This window comes from Mesorhizobium sp. WSM3864 (genome assembly GCF_002294955.1).
Classification (GTDB): Bacteria; Pseudomonadota; Alphaproteobacteria; order Rhizobiales; family Rhizobiaceae; genus Mesorhizobium.
This window is the reverse complement of sequence record NZ_NSGD01000001.1, coordinates 622,219-637,934: the sequence shown is the minus strand read 5'-3', so window position 1 is coordinate 637,934 and position 15,716 is coordinate 622,219. Positions and strand designations below refer to the sequence as shown.

Annotated in this window: 18 protein-coding genes; 6 read left to right on the top strand and 12 right to left on the bottom strand. The window is 64.3% G+C overall.

The window, feature by feature from the left end:
- The first annotated feature begins 13 nt into the window (after positions 1-13).
- Positions 14-190: a hypothetical protein gene (locus CK215_RS31210; protein ID WP_170950203.1), complete on the top strand. Its 177-nt coding sequence runs from the start codon at positions 14-16 to the stop codon at positions 188-190.
- A gap of 10 nt (positions 191-200) precedes the next feature.
- On the opposite strand, the gene CK215_RS03155 is transcribed toward CK215_RS31210, so the two are convergent.
- Positions 201-530, bottom strand: coding sequence for a phasin family protein (locus CK215_RS03155; RefSeq protein ID WP_095830179.1), 330 nt, complete (start codon positions 528-530; stop codon positions 201-203).
- A 288-nt stretch (positions 531-818) separates the two neighbouring features.
- Here CK215_RS03155 and CK215_RS03150 point away from each other — a divergent pair, with 288 nt between their 5' ends.
- The gene (locus tag CK215_RS03150) at positions 819-2,267 is read left to right on the top strand and encodes a D-alanyl-D-alanine carboxypeptidase (protein ID WP_095830040.1); all 1,449 of its coding nucleotides are present in this window, start codon (positions 819-821) and stop codon (positions 2,265-2,267) included.
- A 41-nt stretch (positions 2,268-2,308) separates the two neighbouring features.
- On the opposite strand, the gene CK215_RS03145 is transcribed toward CK215_RS03150, so the two are convergent.
- From CK215_RS03145 to CK215_RS03135, 3 genes are all read right to left on the bottom strand, one after another.
- Entirely contained in the window at positions 2,309-3,007 is a 699-nt protein-coding gene (locus CK215_RS03145) for a molecular chaperone DnaJ (RefSeq protein WP_066992599.1), read from the bottom strand.
- Between the two features lie 123 nt (positions 3,008-3,130).
- Complete coding sequence (locus tag CK215_RS03140; RefSeq protein WP_095830039.1) at positions 3,131-3,568, bottom strand: DUF1489 family protein; 438 nt, start codon at positions 3,566-3,568, stop codon at positions 3,131-3,133.
- 139 nt (positions 3,569-3,707) lie between these two features.
- Positions 3,708-5,111, bottom strand: coding sequence for an L-serine ammonia-lyase (locus tag CK215_RS03135; protein WP_095800775.1), 1,404 nt, complete (start codon positions 5,109-5,111; stop codon positions 3,708-3,710).
- Between the two features lie 173 nt (positions 5,112-5,284).
- Between CK215_RS03135 and CK215_RS03130 the strand changes: the two genes are divergently transcribed.
- Positions 5,285-6,004 carry a DUF599 domain-containing protein gene (locus CK215_RS03130; RefSeq protein ID WP_095830178.1) on the top strand — a complete coding sequence of 240 codons (720 nt, stop codon included), beginning with the start codon at positions 5,285-5,287 and terminating at the stop codon, positions 6,002-6,004.
- Here CK215_RS03130 and CK215_RS03125 read toward each other — a convergent pair.
- The 5 genes from CK215_RS03125 to CK215_RS03105 form a co-directional block, all read right to left on the bottom strand.
- Complete coding sequence (locus tag CK215_RS03125) at positions 5,977-6,774, bottom strand: YdcF family protein (RefSeq protein ID WP_095830038.1); 798 nt, start codon at positions 6,772-6,774, stop codon at positions 5,977-5,979. The genes CK215_RS03130 and CK215_RS03125 overlap by 28 nt on opposite strands.
- A gap of 83 nt (positions 6,775-6,857) precedes the next feature.
- Positions 6,858-8,423: an amidase family protein gene (locus CK215_RS03120; RefSeq protein WP_095830037.1), complete on the bottom strand. Its 1,566-nt coding sequence runs from the start codon at positions 8,421-8,423 to the stop codon at positions 6,858-6,860.
- Positions 8,423-8,881 carry a GNAT family N-acetyltransferase gene (locus CK215_RS03115; RefSeq protein ID WP_095800779.1) on the bottom strand — a complete coding sequence of 153 codons (459 nt, stop codon included), beginning with the start codon at positions 8,879-8,881 and terminating at the stop codon, positions 8,423-8,425. Before CK215_RS03115 ends, CK215_RS03120 begins: the two co-directional genes overlap by 1 nt.
- A gap of 7 nt (positions 8,882-8,888) precedes the next feature.
- Positions 8,889-9,176 carry an Asp-tRNA(Asn)/Glu-tRNA(Gln) amidotransferase subunit GatC gene (gatC, locus tag CK215_RS03110; protein ID WP_095830036.1) on the bottom strand — a complete coding sequence of 96 codons (288 nt, stop codon included), beginning with the start codon at positions 9,174-9,176 and terminating at the stop codon, positions 8,889-8,891.
- A gap of 137 nt (positions 9,177-9,313) precedes the next feature.
- Positions 9,314-10,021 carry a metal-dependent hydrolase gene (locus tag CK215_RS03105; protein WP_095830177.1) on the bottom strand — a complete coding sequence of 236 codons (708 nt, stop codon included), beginning with the start codon at positions 10,019-10,021 and terminating at the stop codon, positions 9,314-9,316.
- Between the two features lie 107 nt (positions 10,022-10,128).
- Here CK215_RS03105 and ruvX point away from each other — a divergent pair, with 107 nt between their 5' ends.
- A complete protein-coding gene (ruvX, locus tag CK215_RS03100; protein WP_095830035.1) occupies positions 10,129-10,611 on the top strand; it encodes a Holliday junction resolvase RuvX in 483 nt (160 codons plus the stop codon).
- Here the strand turns inward: ruvX and CK215_RS03095 are convergent.
- The 3 genes from CK215_RS03095 to CK215_RS03085 form a co-directional block, all read right to left on the bottom strand.
- Positions 10,553-10,894, bottom strand: a complete 342-nt coding sequence (locus CK215_RS03095; RefSeq protein WP_095830034.1) for a DUF6105 family protein — start codon at positions 10,892-10,894, stop codon at positions 10,553-10,555. The two genes, ruvX and CK215_RS03095, sit on opposite strands and share 59 nt — an antisense overlap.
- Complete coding sequence (locus tag CK215_RS03090) at positions 10,894-11,454, bottom strand: hypothetical protein (RefSeq protein WP_095830033.1); 561 nt, start codon at positions 11,452-11,454, stop codon at positions 10,894-10,896. Before CK215_RS03090 ends, CK215_RS03095 begins: the two co-directional genes overlap by 1 nt.
- 155 nt (positions 11,455-11,609) lie before the next feature.
- On the bottom strand, positions 11,610-13,238 hold the full coding sequence (locus CK215_RS03085) for a DNA alkylation response protein (RefSeq protein ID WP_095830032.1): 1,629 nt from the start codon (positions 13,236-13,238) through the stop codon (positions 11,610-11,612).
- Between the two features lie 182 nt (positions 13,239-13,420).
- Here CK215_RS03085 and CK215_RS03080 point away from each other — a divergent pair, with 182 nt between their 5' ends.
- On the top strand, positions 13,421-14,386 hold the full coding sequence (locus CK215_RS03080; protein ID WP_095830031.1) for an aspartate carbamoyltransferase catalytic subunit: 966 nt from the start codon (positions 13,421-13,423) through the stop codon (positions 14,384-14,386).
- Positions 14,383-15,669 carry a dihydroorotase gene (locus CK215_RS03075; protein WP_095830030.1) on the top strand — a complete coding sequence of 429 codons (1,287 nt, stop codon included), beginning with the start codon at positions 14,383-14,385 and terminating at the stop codon, positions 15,667-15,669. The genes CK215_RS03080 and CK215_RS03075 overlap by 4 nt, the downstream gene beginning before the upstream one ends.
- Positions 15,670-15,716 lie beyond the last annotated feature (47 nt).

Sequence of the window (15,716 nt, the reverse complement as noted above, 5' to 3'; positions counted from 1 at the left end):
ATGTAGGTCTTCGATGGCCGATTTTAAGCCCTTCTGTTTAGCTGACAATAAGGCTAGGTACGCAAACTTCAGCGAATTTCTCAATCGTGAATGCGGCAAGGCGCGGGTGGTTGCGGCGGCGCATGAAAAAACCCGGCCGCGCTTCCGCGACCGGGTTGTTTTTGCGGGCCGGCTAGCCTGCCCGATGTGATCGGACGAAATTACTTCGCCTTGGCGACGACCGATTCGAACGGCTTGTAGGCTTCCTTGGCGAGCTCGGCATAGAGATTGCCGATCTTGCTGGCCTCGGCCACGAAGCTCTCGTAGCTCTGCTTGGCGTAGTCGGTCTGGATCTCGATGGCCTTCTCGATCGACTTGGCCGAGAACAGCTTCTCGAAGGCGGCGCTGCCGGCCTCGAAGCTCTTCTTGGTGTATTCGCCGGCTTCGGCCGCGATCGCCTGCGCACCCTTGGTGAGCGAGGCAAAGCTCTTCAGCCCGGTGTCGGCAAACTCCTTGCCGTATTTCGCGAAGTCCTCATAGCTCTGGGTCATTTCATGCCTTCCCTTGGTTGAAACGCCCATTTAGCCCCGGGCGCCCTTGTGCAATGCACCGGAATATATTGTGCGCTGCACAAAAGTCAAGATTGCCTTGAGCCGCAAGGGCTCCGCGCGACAGCGACCGCTAAAGTTCGAATAAACAGAGGCTCAAATCGCCAGAAAATGGTGAACGCGGCGGTTACCATAAACGGATTGGTAACGCTGACCGCGATAGCTTGGCCGGAAGTGAGGCAGGCACCCCTCTGCCGCCTCCGGGGCAACGAAAATTCAGGGTAAGTAACGGTGCGTCAGGCGTTGTCGGGCTTCGTCTCCAAATCTTCATTCTCCTTCAAAGCGATCATGATTGCCGCGCTCGCGGTGACGATTGTCGCCGCCGATGTCGCCTCCGCGATGGCGGCAAAGTCTGCCGCGATTGTCGTCGACGCCAAGACCGGAAGGGTGCTTTATTCGGCCGACGCCAACGGCCGGCGCTATCCGGCTTCGCTCACCAAGATGATGACGCTCTACCTCACCTTCGAGGCATTGGCGAAGGGCAGGATCGGCAAGAACACGCCGGTGCCGTTCTCGGCCCATGCCGCGTCCGAGCCGCCGACCAAGCTCGGCGTGCGCGCCGGCGGGTCGGTGCCGGTCGAGACCGCGATCCTGTCGATGGTGACGAAGTCGGCGAACGACTCGGCGACCGCGCTGGGCGAGTTGCTCGGCGGCAGCGAAGACAATTTTGCCCGCATGATGACGGCCAAGGCACGCCAGCTTGGCATGAACGGCACTGTCTTCCGCAACGCCAATGGCCTGCCCGACCCGGGCCAGTTCACCACGGCGCACGACATGGCGATGCTCGGCATCGCGCTCCGCGAGCACTTCCCGCAATATTACGGCTATTTCTCGCAGCGCTCGTTCCTCTATGGCCGCCAGCGCATCAACGGCCATAATCGCCTGCTCGGCCGCATCAAGGGTGTCGACGGCATCAAAACCGGCTACACGCGCGCTTCCGGCTACAACCTGGTCTCCTCAGTCGCCGATGGCGATCGCCGCCTCGTCGCAGTGGTGATGGGCGGCGCTTCCGGCCGCAGCCGCGACAACCAGATGGCTTCACTGATCAACACCTATCTGCCGCGCGCCTCGACCCGCGGCGGCGGCAACCTGATCGCCAAGGCGGGCGGCGGCAATCCGATCAAGGCTCTGGCCAAGGTCCTCCTGCCCAAGCATGACGCGCCGACTCCGGACGAAAAACCGGCTGTCGACGAAGTCGCGTCAGCCGATGACAGCGCGCCGGTCGCTGAGGAAACCAAGCCGGTGATCCAGGTCAGGAAGGTGAAGACAGTTGCGGTGGCCGCCATGGCTCCGGCACCCACGCCCCAAGAAACCACCTCAGAGACCGAAACCGCATCACAGCCCGAAGCCACGTCCCAGACGGTTGCCGCTTACGCCGAGCCGGCCGCAGCCGCCGCCCCGGCCATCGATCCGGTCAAGACGGCCTCGCTGCCGTCGGGATGGGTGGTGCAGGTCGCGTCCTCGCCGACGCAATCGGGGGCTCAGGCGCTTCTCGACAAGACGACCAGGCAGGCGCCGAAGGTGCTGGCCGACGCATCGGGCTTCACGGTCGCGTTCGACAAGGGCGGCGTCACCTACTACCGCGCCCGCTTCGGCGGTTTCGGCTCGAAGGACGCAGCCTGGAAAGCTTGCGACGCCCTGAAGCGAAAGAAGATCGAGTGCTACGCCGTCCAGCAATAGGCGGCTTTTGAACCTCCCGGGAAGTTCCGCGTCGAAGGAGACTAGTCGTGATTGGAGAGCAAGACGTCCTTGGCTTCATTGATCCGCGCCGCCAGGACAGACGTGCCGCCGACATCGGCGTTCAGGCGCTGCATCAGGCGGCGGTGCGCCTTGCGGATATCCGCCGCGGCAGCCCCCGCTTCAAGACCAAGGATCTTGTAGGCCTCCTCCTTAGTCATGGCGCCCGCACCTGGCGCAACACCCAGCCCTTCGCCACTGTCCGGCTGCGCGTCCTTGCGCCAGACGGGAAAACGGCCGTCAAGATACGTCTCTAGCAGCTGGCGGCTCTCCGGGTCCGGCCGCAGCTCGACATGGAGTTGCTGCAGCTCGGCGATCCCCATGGCGCTCAGCATTCTCCCCTCATAATGGCCGGCGAGAACAAGGCCTTCGAGCTTGCCGCTGTCGTGGTCGAGCTCCATTTCGAGAGCCGCGGTGCGCACGGTTGAGCGTTTGGCCGCGACAAGTTTCGGTGGCGGTCGCCTCGCCCGCATCCAGGCATACCAGCCTGCAGCCGCAATCATCAGCAGGCCGCCAAAGCTGCTGCGGCCGACCACGAGCATCGTCGCGCCGATCAGGCCCAACAGCGCGGGCCCAAGCGTTCTGAGACTGTCCGCCATCCTCGCTGCGTCGGCACGCACAAAGATTGTCGCGGCGCCAAAAAGCACCAGGAGCACGGCTGCCAATGCGATGATCACGCCCATCAGTTTGCACCGCCATCCAAATGATTGTGCATCGAAATCAAGATGTGGCGCAGGGGCGGTGCTTGCAAGCCCCACACCGGGCCGCTCGAAGGGCCAGCAAGCGGAAGATGAGGACCTGCAGTCTTACAGCAGGCCGAGATCCGCAAGCTCCAGGCGCAGTTTCGGCGGCATCTCGGCCAATGCGGCCCTGCCCTTGCTGAGATCGGCCGGCGCATCGGAGGGCTTAAGATAACGCCAGCCCTGGAAGGCGCGGCGCGGCTGCCAGTCGGTGCGCACCACTTCGGGATCAAGCACGAGATGGCAGCGGCCGATGCCTTCGCCATCGACGAAAGGCCGGATCTCCGTAATCAGCTGCCGGCATTGGACGTTGCCCTTGATCACCCAGTAGAGCGAGCCGCCATCGGTGATCTCCCCACCGCGCGTCGGCACCATGCGCGTGGTGTGCCAGTGCTCGGCCGGCTCGCCGGCGCGGCACCGCTCGTCGAGACGGAAGGCGATCCACTCTTCCAGGTCCTCGACGCTGTCGCAGCCGACGCAGAGTTTGACGAGATTGAGAGACATGCCCGCAATCTAGCGACTGCGCCGGAGGCATTCAACGCCAAGCGGGATTATGCACAGGCCGACTGCAGCCAAATCATGAGGCCAGCGTGGCCGTTTCGATCGCTTCGGCAAACCAAGCCCGCCGGTGAAAAGGGCAAGGTCAGCACTCGACCACGTTGACAGCCAGTCCGCCGAGGCTGGTTTCCTTATATTTCTCGTTCATGTCGAGACCGGTCTGGCGCATGGTCTCGATCGCAGCATCCAGCGGCACGAAATGCGTCCCGTCGCCCTTGATCGCGAGCGAGGCGGCTGTCACCGCCTTGACCGCGCCCAGCGCATTGCGCTCGATGCAGGGCACCTGCACCAGGCCGCCGACCGGATCGCAGGTCATGCCGAGGTGGTGCTCGAGTGCGATTTCCGCGGCGTTCTCGACCTGCTCCGGAGTGCCTCCCATGACCGCGCAAAGCCCGGCCGCCGCCATTGCCGAAGCGGATCCCACTTCGCCCTGGCAGCCGACCTCGGCGCCCGAGATCGAAGCGTTTGACTTGATGATGCCGCCGACGGCGGCGGCCGTCAGCAGGAAGTCGCGGATGCTCGGTTGGTCGGCTTCGGGATGGAAATGCAGCCAGTAGCGCAGCACCGCCGGCAGCGTGCCGGCGGCACCGTTGGTCGGCGCAGTCACCACGCGCCCGCCGGCGGCGTTCTCCTCGTTCACCGCCATGGCATAGATCGACAGCCAGTCATTGGCTAGCAAGGGGTTGGGCCGGTTCTGCTGCCACTGTTCCTGCAGCTTGTCATGCAATTGGCGTGCGCGGCGCCGCACCTTCAGTCCGCCCGGCATGATGCCGTCCTGCGACAGCCCGCGGTCGATGCAGCCTTTCATGGCGCTCCAGATCGCGTCGAGGCCGGCGTCCAGCTCCTCGCGCGACATATGCGTTTCCTCGTTGGACCGCTTCATCTCGGCGATCGAAAGCCCGCTCTTGGCCGCCATCGCCAGCATCTCGACGGCGTTCTTGAACGGATAAGGCACCTTCTTGCCTTCCGTCGTCACCGAGCCCTTGGCCTTCATGCGCTGCAACTCTTCCTCGGAGACGACGAAGCCGCCGCCGATTGAATAATAGATGCGCTTGAGCAGCAGCCGGTCGGACGCATCGTAGGCATAGAAGGCCATGCCGTTGGCGTGGCCGGTCAGCGGCGTCTTGCGGTCGAGCACCAGATCCTTGGCCGGGTCGAAGCGGTAGGCCGGATGCCCAGGCGGTGAAATCCGTTTCTCCGTTCCGATGCGGGCAACGATGCTATCCGCCTCATCCGGATCGACCGTCTGCGGCGTCTCGCCGGCCAAGCCGAGGATGACGGCGCGGTCCGAGCCATGGCCGATGCCGGTATAAGCGAGCGAGCCGTGCAGGCTGGCGCCGATCCGATCGACCTTGACGCCGGCCGGGCGCGGCCAGTCGTCGGCGAGGATTTCGTCAAGGAAACGCCGCGCAGCCGTCATCGGTCCCATGGTATGCGAGCTCGATGGACCGATGCCGATCTTGAACAGGTCGAAAACCGAAAGGAACACGCGCCGCTGTCTCCTGGAGGCCGCTCAAAACTTACATATAGGAATTCTCGCGATGTTTCCGCTGTTTTGCATGTCGCGGCGCGGCGTCAGCCGACCTTGTTTGCTCCGGCAGCGACATGTATCCGCTTGCTTCCGCCGTCGAAGCGCCCGCCGGGCCTGTGGTAAAAGAACGTATGGGCGATTCCCTTCATCTTTCGGCGGCAGACCTGGCCGCTCTAGCCTTTTTCCTGGTCGTCTGGGTGCTGCATACGCTGGCCTCCGATGGCAAGCTCGTTAGCCGCGTGTCGCTGACCACGGCCATGAACGCTCAGCGCGAAGCCTGGATGCGCAACATGGCCGAGCGCGAGGTGCGCATAGTCGACACCGCCATCATGTCCGGGCTGCAGCAAGGCACCGCCTTCTTTGCCTCGAGCTCGCTGATCGCGCTCGGCGGCTGCTTTGCCCTTCTCGGCGCTTCCGACCGGGTTCTAACCATAATGACTGACTTGCCGTTGGCCTCCGCATCCTCCCGCGAAGCCTTCCAGACCAAGATGTTCGGCCTGGTGCTGATCCTCGCCTTCGCTTTCTTCAAATTCGGCTGGGCCTACCGGCTGTTCAACTACTGCTCGATCCTGATCGGTGCCGTGCCGGTCCCGCATGGCGAGGCCTCGCGCAATCCGGTCAGCGGGACGGCGGTGTGGCGGGCCACCCGCATGAACGTGCTAGCCGGCAAGCATTTCAATTCCGGCCTGCGCGCCGTCTTCTTCTCGATCGGCTATCTCGGCTCGTTCGTCGGCCCGACGGTGTTCGTGCTGTCGACGCTGGTGCTGCTTGCCGTGCTTGTGCGCCGTCAGTTCTTCTCGGCCGCGCGCCAGGCAGTGCTTGGTCAGCCGCCCGGCGCCGGGAAAGGTTGATCGATGCGGCCCGACAGCCAATACGCGGAGAGCCCGATCCATTCGCGGATCGCCATGGTGGTCGCCTGCAGCGAATCGGCCGGATTGTCGCGGAACAGACCGATGCCTTCCTTGCCTGAGGTCCGGTAATCGACCGGCCAAGGGACGGTTGGAAAACCGGCCTTGTCGAACAGCGCCTTGGCGCGCGGCATATGGAAGGCAGACGTCACCAGCAGCCATGTCTCGCCCGGTTTCGGCTCGACCAGCCTGCGGGTGAAGACTGCATTTTCGTACGTGTTGCGGGACTTGTTCTCAAGAATCAGGCGATCGGGCGCGACCCCCAGCGCGCCAAGCAGGCGCGGCGCGGTGTCGGCATCGCCCTCGCCGTCCAGGAAAAGCTCGCCATTGCCGCCGGAGACGACCACTTTCGCTTGCGGAAAACGCCTGGCGAGGATCGCGGTCTCGACCATGCGATCGCCGCCGCTGTTCAGCTCATAGCCTCCGCGCGCCAGATTGATCGCACCCTCGAAACCGCCGCCGAGCACGACGATGCCATCGACCTTGTCCGGCAGCGGCGGCTTGGGAAAGCGTTCCTCCAGCGGATTGAGCATCATCGCGCCAAGCGAGGTCCAGGCCGAAAGCGCGAGCATCAGAAAGGCGAGCACGCTGCCGGTGCCAGCCAGCCGAGGGCGGCGGAAGAGCGCCGCCAGCAGACCGGCAAGCAGCAGGAAGATCGCCAGGTTGAGCGGCTGGACGAAAAACCAAAGGATCTTGGAAAGATAGTAGAACATTTCCCTCACCCCATTACGGCGCCGCGCGTCCTTTGGACGCGCAAAGGACGCCACAACGCTAACGGACTAGATGAGGGACAACGCTACCACCACTTGTCCGGCTGGAACCTGCCCGCGGCCTGTTCGATGACGTGGGCGGTCTGGAACAGCGTTTCCTCGTCGAACGGCCTGCCGATGAGCTGCAGGCCGAGCGGCAGGCCTTTGCCGTCGAGGCCGGCGGGCACCGATATCCCCGGCAGCCCGGCCATGTTCACCGTCACAGTGAAGATGTCGTTGAGATACATTTTCACCGGGTCGGCGTTCATGTCCTCGTCGGCGACGCCGAAGGCAGCCGACGGTGTGGCCGGGGTCAGGATGACGTCGACACCGGCAGCAAAGACGATCTCGAAATCGCGCTTGATCAGCGTGCGCACCTTCTGCGCCTGCAGGTAGTAGGCGTCGTAGTAACCCGCGGAAAGCACATAGGTGCCGATCATGATGCGGCGCTTGACCTCGCGGCCGAAGCCGGCGGCGCGCGTCTTCTCATACATGTCGACGATGTCCTTGCCGGGCACGCGCAACCCGTAGCGCACGCCGTCATAGCGGGCGAGGTTGGACGAAGCCTCGGCCGGCGCCACGATATAGTAGGCCGGCAGCGCGTATTTGGTGTGCAGCAAAGAGATATCGACGATCTCCGCGCCGGCATCCTTCAGCCAGGCAATGCCTTTCTGCCAGAGCGCCTCGATATCCTCGGGCATGCCGTCGACGCGGTACTCCTTCGGAATGCCGACCTTCATGCCATTGATCGGCTTGCCGATCACCGCTTCGTAGTCCGGCACCGGCCGGTCGACCGACGTCGTGTCCTTCGGGTCGGAGGAGGCCATCGACTTCAACAGGATCGCGGCGTCGCGCACATCGCGCGCGATCGGACCGGCCTGGTCGAGCGAGGACGCGAAGGCGACCACGCCCCAGCGCGAGCAGCGGCCATAGGTCGGCTTGATGCCGACGGTGCCGGTGAAGGCTGCCGGCTGGCGGATCGAGCCGCCGGTATCGGTCGCGGTGGCGCCGGCGCAGAGGAAGGCGGCGACCGCGGAAGCCGATCCGCCGGAGGAGCCGCCCGGCACCAGTTGGGCGTTATCCAACGTCCGCGCGGTCTTCGCGCCGCCGGCCGAGACAAACCCGCCGTCGCCCTGATGCGTCGTCGGCGTCACCACCGTGTCGAGGCGCGAGCGCCGCCAAGGATTGATGACCGGGCCGTAATAGGAGGTCTCGTTGGAGGAGCCCATGGCGAACTCGTCCATGTTGAGCTTGCCGAGCATAACGGCGCCGTCGGCCCACAGATTGGATGTGACGGTCGATTCGTAGCGCGGTTGGAAACCGTCGAGCACATGGCTGCAGGCCTGGGTGTGGACGCCTTCGGTGGCGAACAGATCCTTGATGCCGAGCGGAATTCCTTCGAGCGCCCCGCCCTCGCCCTTGCCGAGCTTCGCGTCGGAAACCTTGGCCATCTCGCGCGCCTTGTCGCCGGTCACCGCGACATAGGCATTGAGCACCGGATTGGCGCGCTCGATCGCCGAGAGATAGGCTTCGGTGATCTCGGCAGCCGAAATCTCCCTGCCGCGCAGCTTGGCGCGGGCCTCGGAAATGGTGAGATGTGTGAGATCGCTCATCAGGCAAGGCTCTTTTCGTAAAACACCGACCATTCCGAGTCGGGATAATCCAGCACCGGGCCGCAACGCGAAAACCCGGCGCGTTCGTAGACGGCCCAGGCGGCCGGGTGGCGATCGCCGGTCTCCAGAACCAGGCGCTTCAGGCCTTCCTGCCGCGCCAGACCCTCGATCCGCGCAACGATTTGGGCACCGATCTTCTGGCCGCGATGCGTCGGCCGCGTGTACATGCGCTTGACCTCGCCGACCGCGTCCGCATGACGCTTTAGCGCGCCGCAGCCGACCGCAAGGCCAGCGTCGCGGGCGACGAACACGGTCGTGTCGTGGCCAGCCATCTGCTCGACGGTGAGGTGATAGCAATGTTCCGGCGGCGTCAGTTCGAGCAGCGCGGTGTTGAGTTCTGCGACCAGCGCGCGCACGTCGTCCTGCAAGGGCGTCTCGACGCCGATTTCGACGGCCATCCTGCCCTTACTCCACGACCTTGGGAACGAGGAAGAAATTCTCTTCCGTGGCCGGCGCGTTGGCGACGATGTCGACCGCCTTGTTGCCGTCGGTGATTGTATCCTGCCGCTTCTTCATCTCCATCGGCGTGACCGAAGTCATCGGTTCGACGCCGGAGACGTCCACCTCGTTCAACTGCTCGACGAAGCCAAGGATGGCGTTCAGCTCGCCTGTCATGCGCTCGGCATCCTGCTCGCTCACCGCAATGCGGGCAAGGTGCGCGACGCGCTTCACGGTCTGAAGATCAACGGACATGTCTATTTGCCTCGGGAAAACCAGTGCGGGCTATAGCGGCGCCGCGCTTGCGGCGCAACATAGATCATGCCGCCGACCGGGATGCGGTGCTTCGGGCGCCGCTCTAGGTAGTGTACCCTACTACATAGGGCGAACGCCTAGATCGTGATCGCCTTGCCGATCTCGGGCAGCGCCACCTTGACGCCGGATCCCTCCATGCCGGCGACGAATTTGTCGGCGGTCTGGTCGATCATCGGGAAGGTGCCGAAATGGCAGGGAACGACCGTATCGAAGCGGAAAAAGCGGCGGCAGGCTAGGGCAGCCACCGCGCCGCCCATGGTGAAGCGATCGCCGATCGGCACGATGCCGATCTTCGGTTCATGCAATTCGTTGATCAGCCCCATATCGGAAAAAATGTCGGTGTCGCCCATGTGGTAGAGCGTCTTGTCCTGCGGGAAATGCAGCACGAGCCCGCCCGGATTGCCGAGATAGGTGTTGGTGCCGTCTTGTCCGCCGAACGAAGAGGAGTGCAAAGCCTGGACGAAAGTGGTGGTGAAGGGACCGCAATCGACGGTACCGCCGATATTGCCGGGATTTATCTTCTTATCGCTGACGCCCTGGCCGACGAGATACATGCAGATCTCGAAATTGGCGACAAGCATGGCGCCGCTCTTCTTCAGCACCTCGGCGGCGCCGCTGATATGATCGCTGTGGCCATGGGTCAGAAGAACATGCGTCACCCCTTCGGCTGGATTTTCCCAGCCGCCCATCCATGACGGATTGCCGACCAGATACGGGTCGATGAGGATCTTGGCGTCGTTGGTCTCGATGCGGAATGCCGAATGTCCATACCAGGTCAGTTTCATGAAGGGATTCCTCGATTTTCTCGTTGCCAAAGGATAGAACGCCGAAAGCAAATTGAAAGTCCCGCGGCCGATCAAAAAGGCGCGCGGCGACTAACCAGGACGAGCGGTTGGGCATCATCAGCATCGAGGAATTGCCGGCACTTCTCGCGGGCGGCCGCACGCTCGCCGGGCTTGATCTGGGCGACAAGACGATCGGCGTGGCGGTGTCGGACCGAAGCCTGTCCTTCGCCCATCCGCGCCCGGTCATCCTGCGCAAGAAGTTTTCGCTCGATGCCGCCCAGTTGCTGGCTCAGCTCGAGAAGGACAATGTCGGCGCGATCGTGCTCGGCCTTCCCGTCAACATGGACGGATCGGAAGGACCGCGCGCCCAGAAATCCCGCGCCTTCGCGCGCAACCTGGCCGCCTTGTCCGACCTGCCCTTCGTGCTGTGGGACGAGCGGCTGTCGACGGTCGCGGCGGAACGGACGCTGATCGAGATGGATTTCTCGCGCAAGAAGCGCGCCGGCAAGATCGATTCGGCGGCGGCGGCCTTTATTCTGCAGGGAGCGTTGGACCGACTCCAGTCGCTCGGCGGAGCTGATCGGGGCTGACAGGGCCTTCCCGCCGCCGCCTGATCCATTCGGCGATTTGGCGCCGGCGGCGGAATGCCACCAGCCCGAGCAGCAGGAAACTGTCGAACACACAGGCCCGCGCCACCATACCGGGGATGATTCCCGGATCGACGCCGAGCATCTGGCCGTAAAGCTGGAAGACCAGGTCGTGCAATTGGCGGCTGAGCATCACGTAGCCGAAATTGATGTCGTTGAGAGACAGGAAGAACCAGCCCCAGAACAGGACCAGCGGGGCCGCCCAGAATGCGAACAAGGCGCGCATCAGCGGCGACCTCCGGGTCTGGTTTCCGGTCGGCTGGAGATGCGGGACAGGAGCGAGCTGTGCGCGACGCCCGCCGCCATGCGATGGGAAACCAGGCTGGCTTCGCTTTCATGCAAGGTCATCGCGGCGAGAGCCGAGCGTCGCTCGGCGAGCACCGCGACATAAGAGGCGAGCAGCGCCGTCATCTGGATGGCGACGACCATGAACAACCCGTTGATGCCTTGCGCGGCGCCGCCGACGAGAATCACCGAAAGCAGGAAGGAGGCGCAGATGAAGGCTATCCGCACCACCGTATCGCCCGCATCCGGCCTTGTCGCGATGTTGAGCAGCGTCTCGACGAAGGCCCAGCAGAACAGCAGCGCGACGATCAGCATAGCGACCGCGAGCGGCGCCACGACGAGAGCATGATCGAGATCCGGGAAACGGCTGCTTTGCAGCGAGACGCCAAGCACACCGAGCGCCGACGCGATGCCGCGATTGCCATCCATGCAGATGTAGGACAGCAGGGCGAAGACGACCGCCCAATGCAAGGCCAGAAATGATGTCAAAACGTGCCGCATGCGCTTCCTGCCTAGGGGGAGCACGGGATCGCCATGGTTAACATTTCCCTACTCCGGTGGACAGAGTGGGCTCCGCGAAGCCTCCCCGCAATGGAAACCATTCGTTAAGGTTAACGACAATCCACAGGCCGGCGATCGAACGCCTTTCAGGCTGCTCAGCTCAGTGGCGGGTAGAGCGTGTCGATGATCATGCGCGCGTCATGGCGCGAATCGAGCATGCCGTAGGTGGTGCGCCATTGGCCGCCGAGTCTTGTTTCGACGAAAGCGTCGGCGATCCGCCCTGCCCCCAGCCGGCGCAGCTCCGCCGCCGCCGCCGAAAGCGCCAGCTGTTCGGTCAGCAGGCGCGCCGAGCCCTGGTCTGTCGAAGCCACCTGCATGGCCGCGTTGAGCACGCCGATGGTGCCCCGCCCGCCGGCGCCGAGGTCGCGGTCGATGCCGGCCAGCACCTCCTCGAACAGGCCTGGCGCGCGGCCAAGCACACGCAGCACGTCGAGCGCCATGACGTTGCCGGAGCCTTCCCAGATCGCGTTGACCGGAGCCTCACGGTAATAGCGGGCAAGCGGCGCTTCCTCGACATAGCCGTTGCCGCCGAGGCACTCCATCGCCTCGTAAAGCAAGGCCGGCGCGATCTTGCATACCCAGTATTTGACCACTGGCGTCATGGCGCGGGCAAAGGCCGCCTCGCCGCGATCGCTCGCCGCCTCGTCGAAGGAACGCGCCAGCCGGAACGACAGCGCCGTCGCAGCGGCAACGTCGAGCGCCATGTCAGCAAGGACCCGCTGCATCAGCGGTTGATCGACCAGACTGGTGCCGAACACCTGGCGATGGCGCACGTGGTGGACGGCTTCGGCCAGCCCGGCGCGCATGAGCGCTGACGAAGCGACGGCGCAGTCGAGCCTGGTCAGCGTGACCATGTCCATGATCGTCTTGATCCCGGCGCCCGGCTCGCCGACCATCTCGCCGATGGCATTGGCGAACTCGACCTCCGACGAGGCGTTGGAGCGGTTGCCGAGCTTGTCCTTCAGGCGCTGGAAACGGAAGCCATTGCCCGAGCCGTCGCCCAGAATGCGCGGAACCAGGAAGCATGAAAGCCCCTCCGGCACCTGGCCGAGCACGAGAAAGGCGTCGGACATCGGCGCCGACATGAACCATTTATGCCCGGTCAGCCGATAGAAGCCGTTTCCCGCGCGCTCGGCTCTTGTGACATTGGCGCGCACGTCGGTGCCGCCCTGTTTCTCGGTCATGCCCATGCCGAGGGTAAGCCCGGTCTTTTGCACCGGCGGCTTCTGGCTCTGGTCGTATTTGCGCGTTGTCACGCGCGGCGCCCATTCGCGGAACAGCTTTGGGCTCGCCATCAGCGCCGCCAGCGAAGCGCTGGTCATGGTGATGGGGCAAAGATGTCCGGTCTCGAGCTCCGCGGTCAGGTAGAAGCGCGCCGCCCTCACCTGATGCCGGCGGCCGATCTCGGCATCGCCGTTTTCCCAAACCGAGGAATGCAGGCCGCCGGCAACCGAGCGTCGCATGAGCGCGTGATAAGCGGGATGAAACTCGACCAGATCGACGCGTCGGCCCTGGCGGTCATGCGTCCTGAGCTTCGGTGTGTCGGTGTTGGCGAGCCGGGCAAGTTCCTGTGCTTCCTGCGTCATGACGAACCTGCCGAGCCCGTCCAGATCCTTGCGGACGGAATCGGAAAAACGCTCGGCAAGCTGGATGAGCAACGGATCGCCCCGCCATGCGTTGCCGCCCGTCAGTGGCGGCGGCTGGTTGATCACCTCGTCGGTCACACCCAATCCTTCAGTTGGCAGAGAGGTCCTTACCATCTCAAGGCCGCGGCCGCGAATCCGAAGCCATCGGGCCTTATAGCCAAGCAATGCAAGGCGCGCGACGAAAATACCGGGGAGAACGCGCGCAATCCAAAGCTGGCGCTTGCGGCTGGCCGGACCGCACCCTATAGCAGCGCCTTGAGATGACCGACGCTTCGTCCCTGCCGCTGTTCCCTCACCGCCATCTTCTAGGCATCCGCGATCTTTCCCCCGCTGATATCGAGCTGTTGCTCGATCGCGCCGACCGGGCCGTCTCGATCTCGCGGCAATCTGAAAAGAAGACTTCGACGCTGCGCGGCCGGACACAGATCAACCTCTTCTACGAGGCCTCGACCCGCACGCAATCGTCCTTCGAGCTCGCCGGAAAACGGCTCGGGGCCGACGTCATGAACATGTCGGTGGCGAGCTCTTCGGTGAAGAAGGGCGAGACGCTGATCGACACCGCCATGACGCTCAACGCCATGCGTCCGGATATCCTGATCATCCGCCATCAGTCGGCGGGCGCGGCAGCACTTTTGGCGCAAAAGGTCGGCTGCTCGGTGGTCAACGCCGGCGACGGCGCGCATGAGCACCCGACGCAGGCGCTGCTCGACGCGCTGACCATACGCCGCGCCAAGGGACCGCTGTCGAAGCTGATCGTGGCGATCTGCGGCGACATTCTGCATTCGCGCGTCGCCCGCTCCAACATCATGCTCTTGAACGTGCTCGGCGCGCAGGTGCGGGTGGTCGCACCCTCGACGCTGCTGCCCGCGGGCATCGACAGGATGGGCGTGATCGTGTCGCGCTCGATGGCGGAAGGACTGAAGGACGCCGACGTCGTGATGATGCTGCGCCTGCAGCGCGAGCGCATGGAAGGCGCCTTCGTGCCGTCGATCCGCGAATATTTCCGCTATTTCGGCCTCGACGCCGAGAAGCTGAAAGCGGCCAAGGAGGATGCGCTGGTCATGCATCCCGGGCCGATGAACCGCGGCGTCGAGATCGCCTCGGAGATCGCCGACGGGCCCCAGAGCGTCATCCAGGAACAGGTCGAGATGGGCGTAGCCGTGCGCATGGCGGTTATGCAAGCGCTGTTAGACCCGCGCCGCAACCAGGAGGGACGCGGCGCATGAGCGTGACGGTCTTCAACAAGGCCCGCATCGTCGACCCCTCGCGCGGTGTCGACGAGATCGGTGCGGTCATCGTCGACGGCCGCCGGATCGTCGCCGCCGGCAAGGCAGCGCTGAACCAAGGCGCGCCCGAAGGCGCTGTCGTCATCGACTGCGCCGGCAAGACGATTATTCCGGGTCTCATCGATGCCCGCGTCTTCATCGGCGAACCCGGCGGTGAGCACCGCGAGACCATCGCCTCGGCAAGCGTCGCTGCGGCAGCCGGCGGCGTCACCTCCATCGTCATGATGCCTGACACCAATCCGGTGATCGACAATGTGGCGCTGGTCGAATTCGTGCTGCGCACGGCAAGGGACACCGCAAGCGTCAACATCTTCCCGGCGGCGGCAATCACCAAGGGTCTCGACGGCCGCGAGATGACCGAGTTCGGCCTGCTGCGCGAAGCCGGCGCCGTGGCCTTCACCGATGGTCGACACACGATCGCCAACGCCTTGGTCATGCGCCGCGCGCTGACTTATGCCCGCGATTTCGGTAGCGTGATCGCGCATGAAACCCAGGATGCCGACCTTGCCTCGGCCGGCGTGATGAACGAGGGCCTTTATGCGAGCTGGCTCGGCCTTTCCGGCATCCCGCGCGAGGCCGAGCTCATCCCGCTGGAGCGGGACCTGGCACTGGCGCGGCTGACCGGCGGCGCCTATCACGCCGCTAAGATCTCGACTGCGATGGCGGTTGGCGCGGTGAGCCGGGCAAAGGCCGATGGCGCCAATGTCACGGCGGGCGTCGCCATCCACAATCTGTCGCTCAACGAGAATGATGTCGGCGAATACCGCACCTTCTTCCGGCTCACCCCGCCCTTGCGCGCCGAGGACGACCGGCTGGCGATGGTCGAGGCGATCAAGGACGGCACGATCGACATCATCGTCTCTTCGCACGACCCGCAGGACGTCGATACCAAGCGACTGCCTTTCGCCGATGCCGCCGCCGGGGCGATCGGGCTGGAGACGCTGCTTGGCGCAGCACTTCGGCTCCACCACAATGGCGATGTGCCGCTGCTCAGGCTGGTCGAGACCCTGTCCACCGCGCCGGCAAGACTGTTCGGCCTGCCCGGCGGCACGCTGAAGCCGGGTGGCGCGGCCGATCTTGCGCTGGTCGATCTTGACGAGCCCTGGATCGTCAGCGAGAGCGGCCTGCGCTCGCGGTCGAAGAACACCTGTTTCGAAGGCGCGCGCCTCCAGGGCAAAGTCTTGCAAACCATGGTGGCGGGCCGCACAGTGTTTTCGGCCTGAACGTCAATCGACCAGCCGGAAGCAGCTCGATCGGACGAAATAGGTGG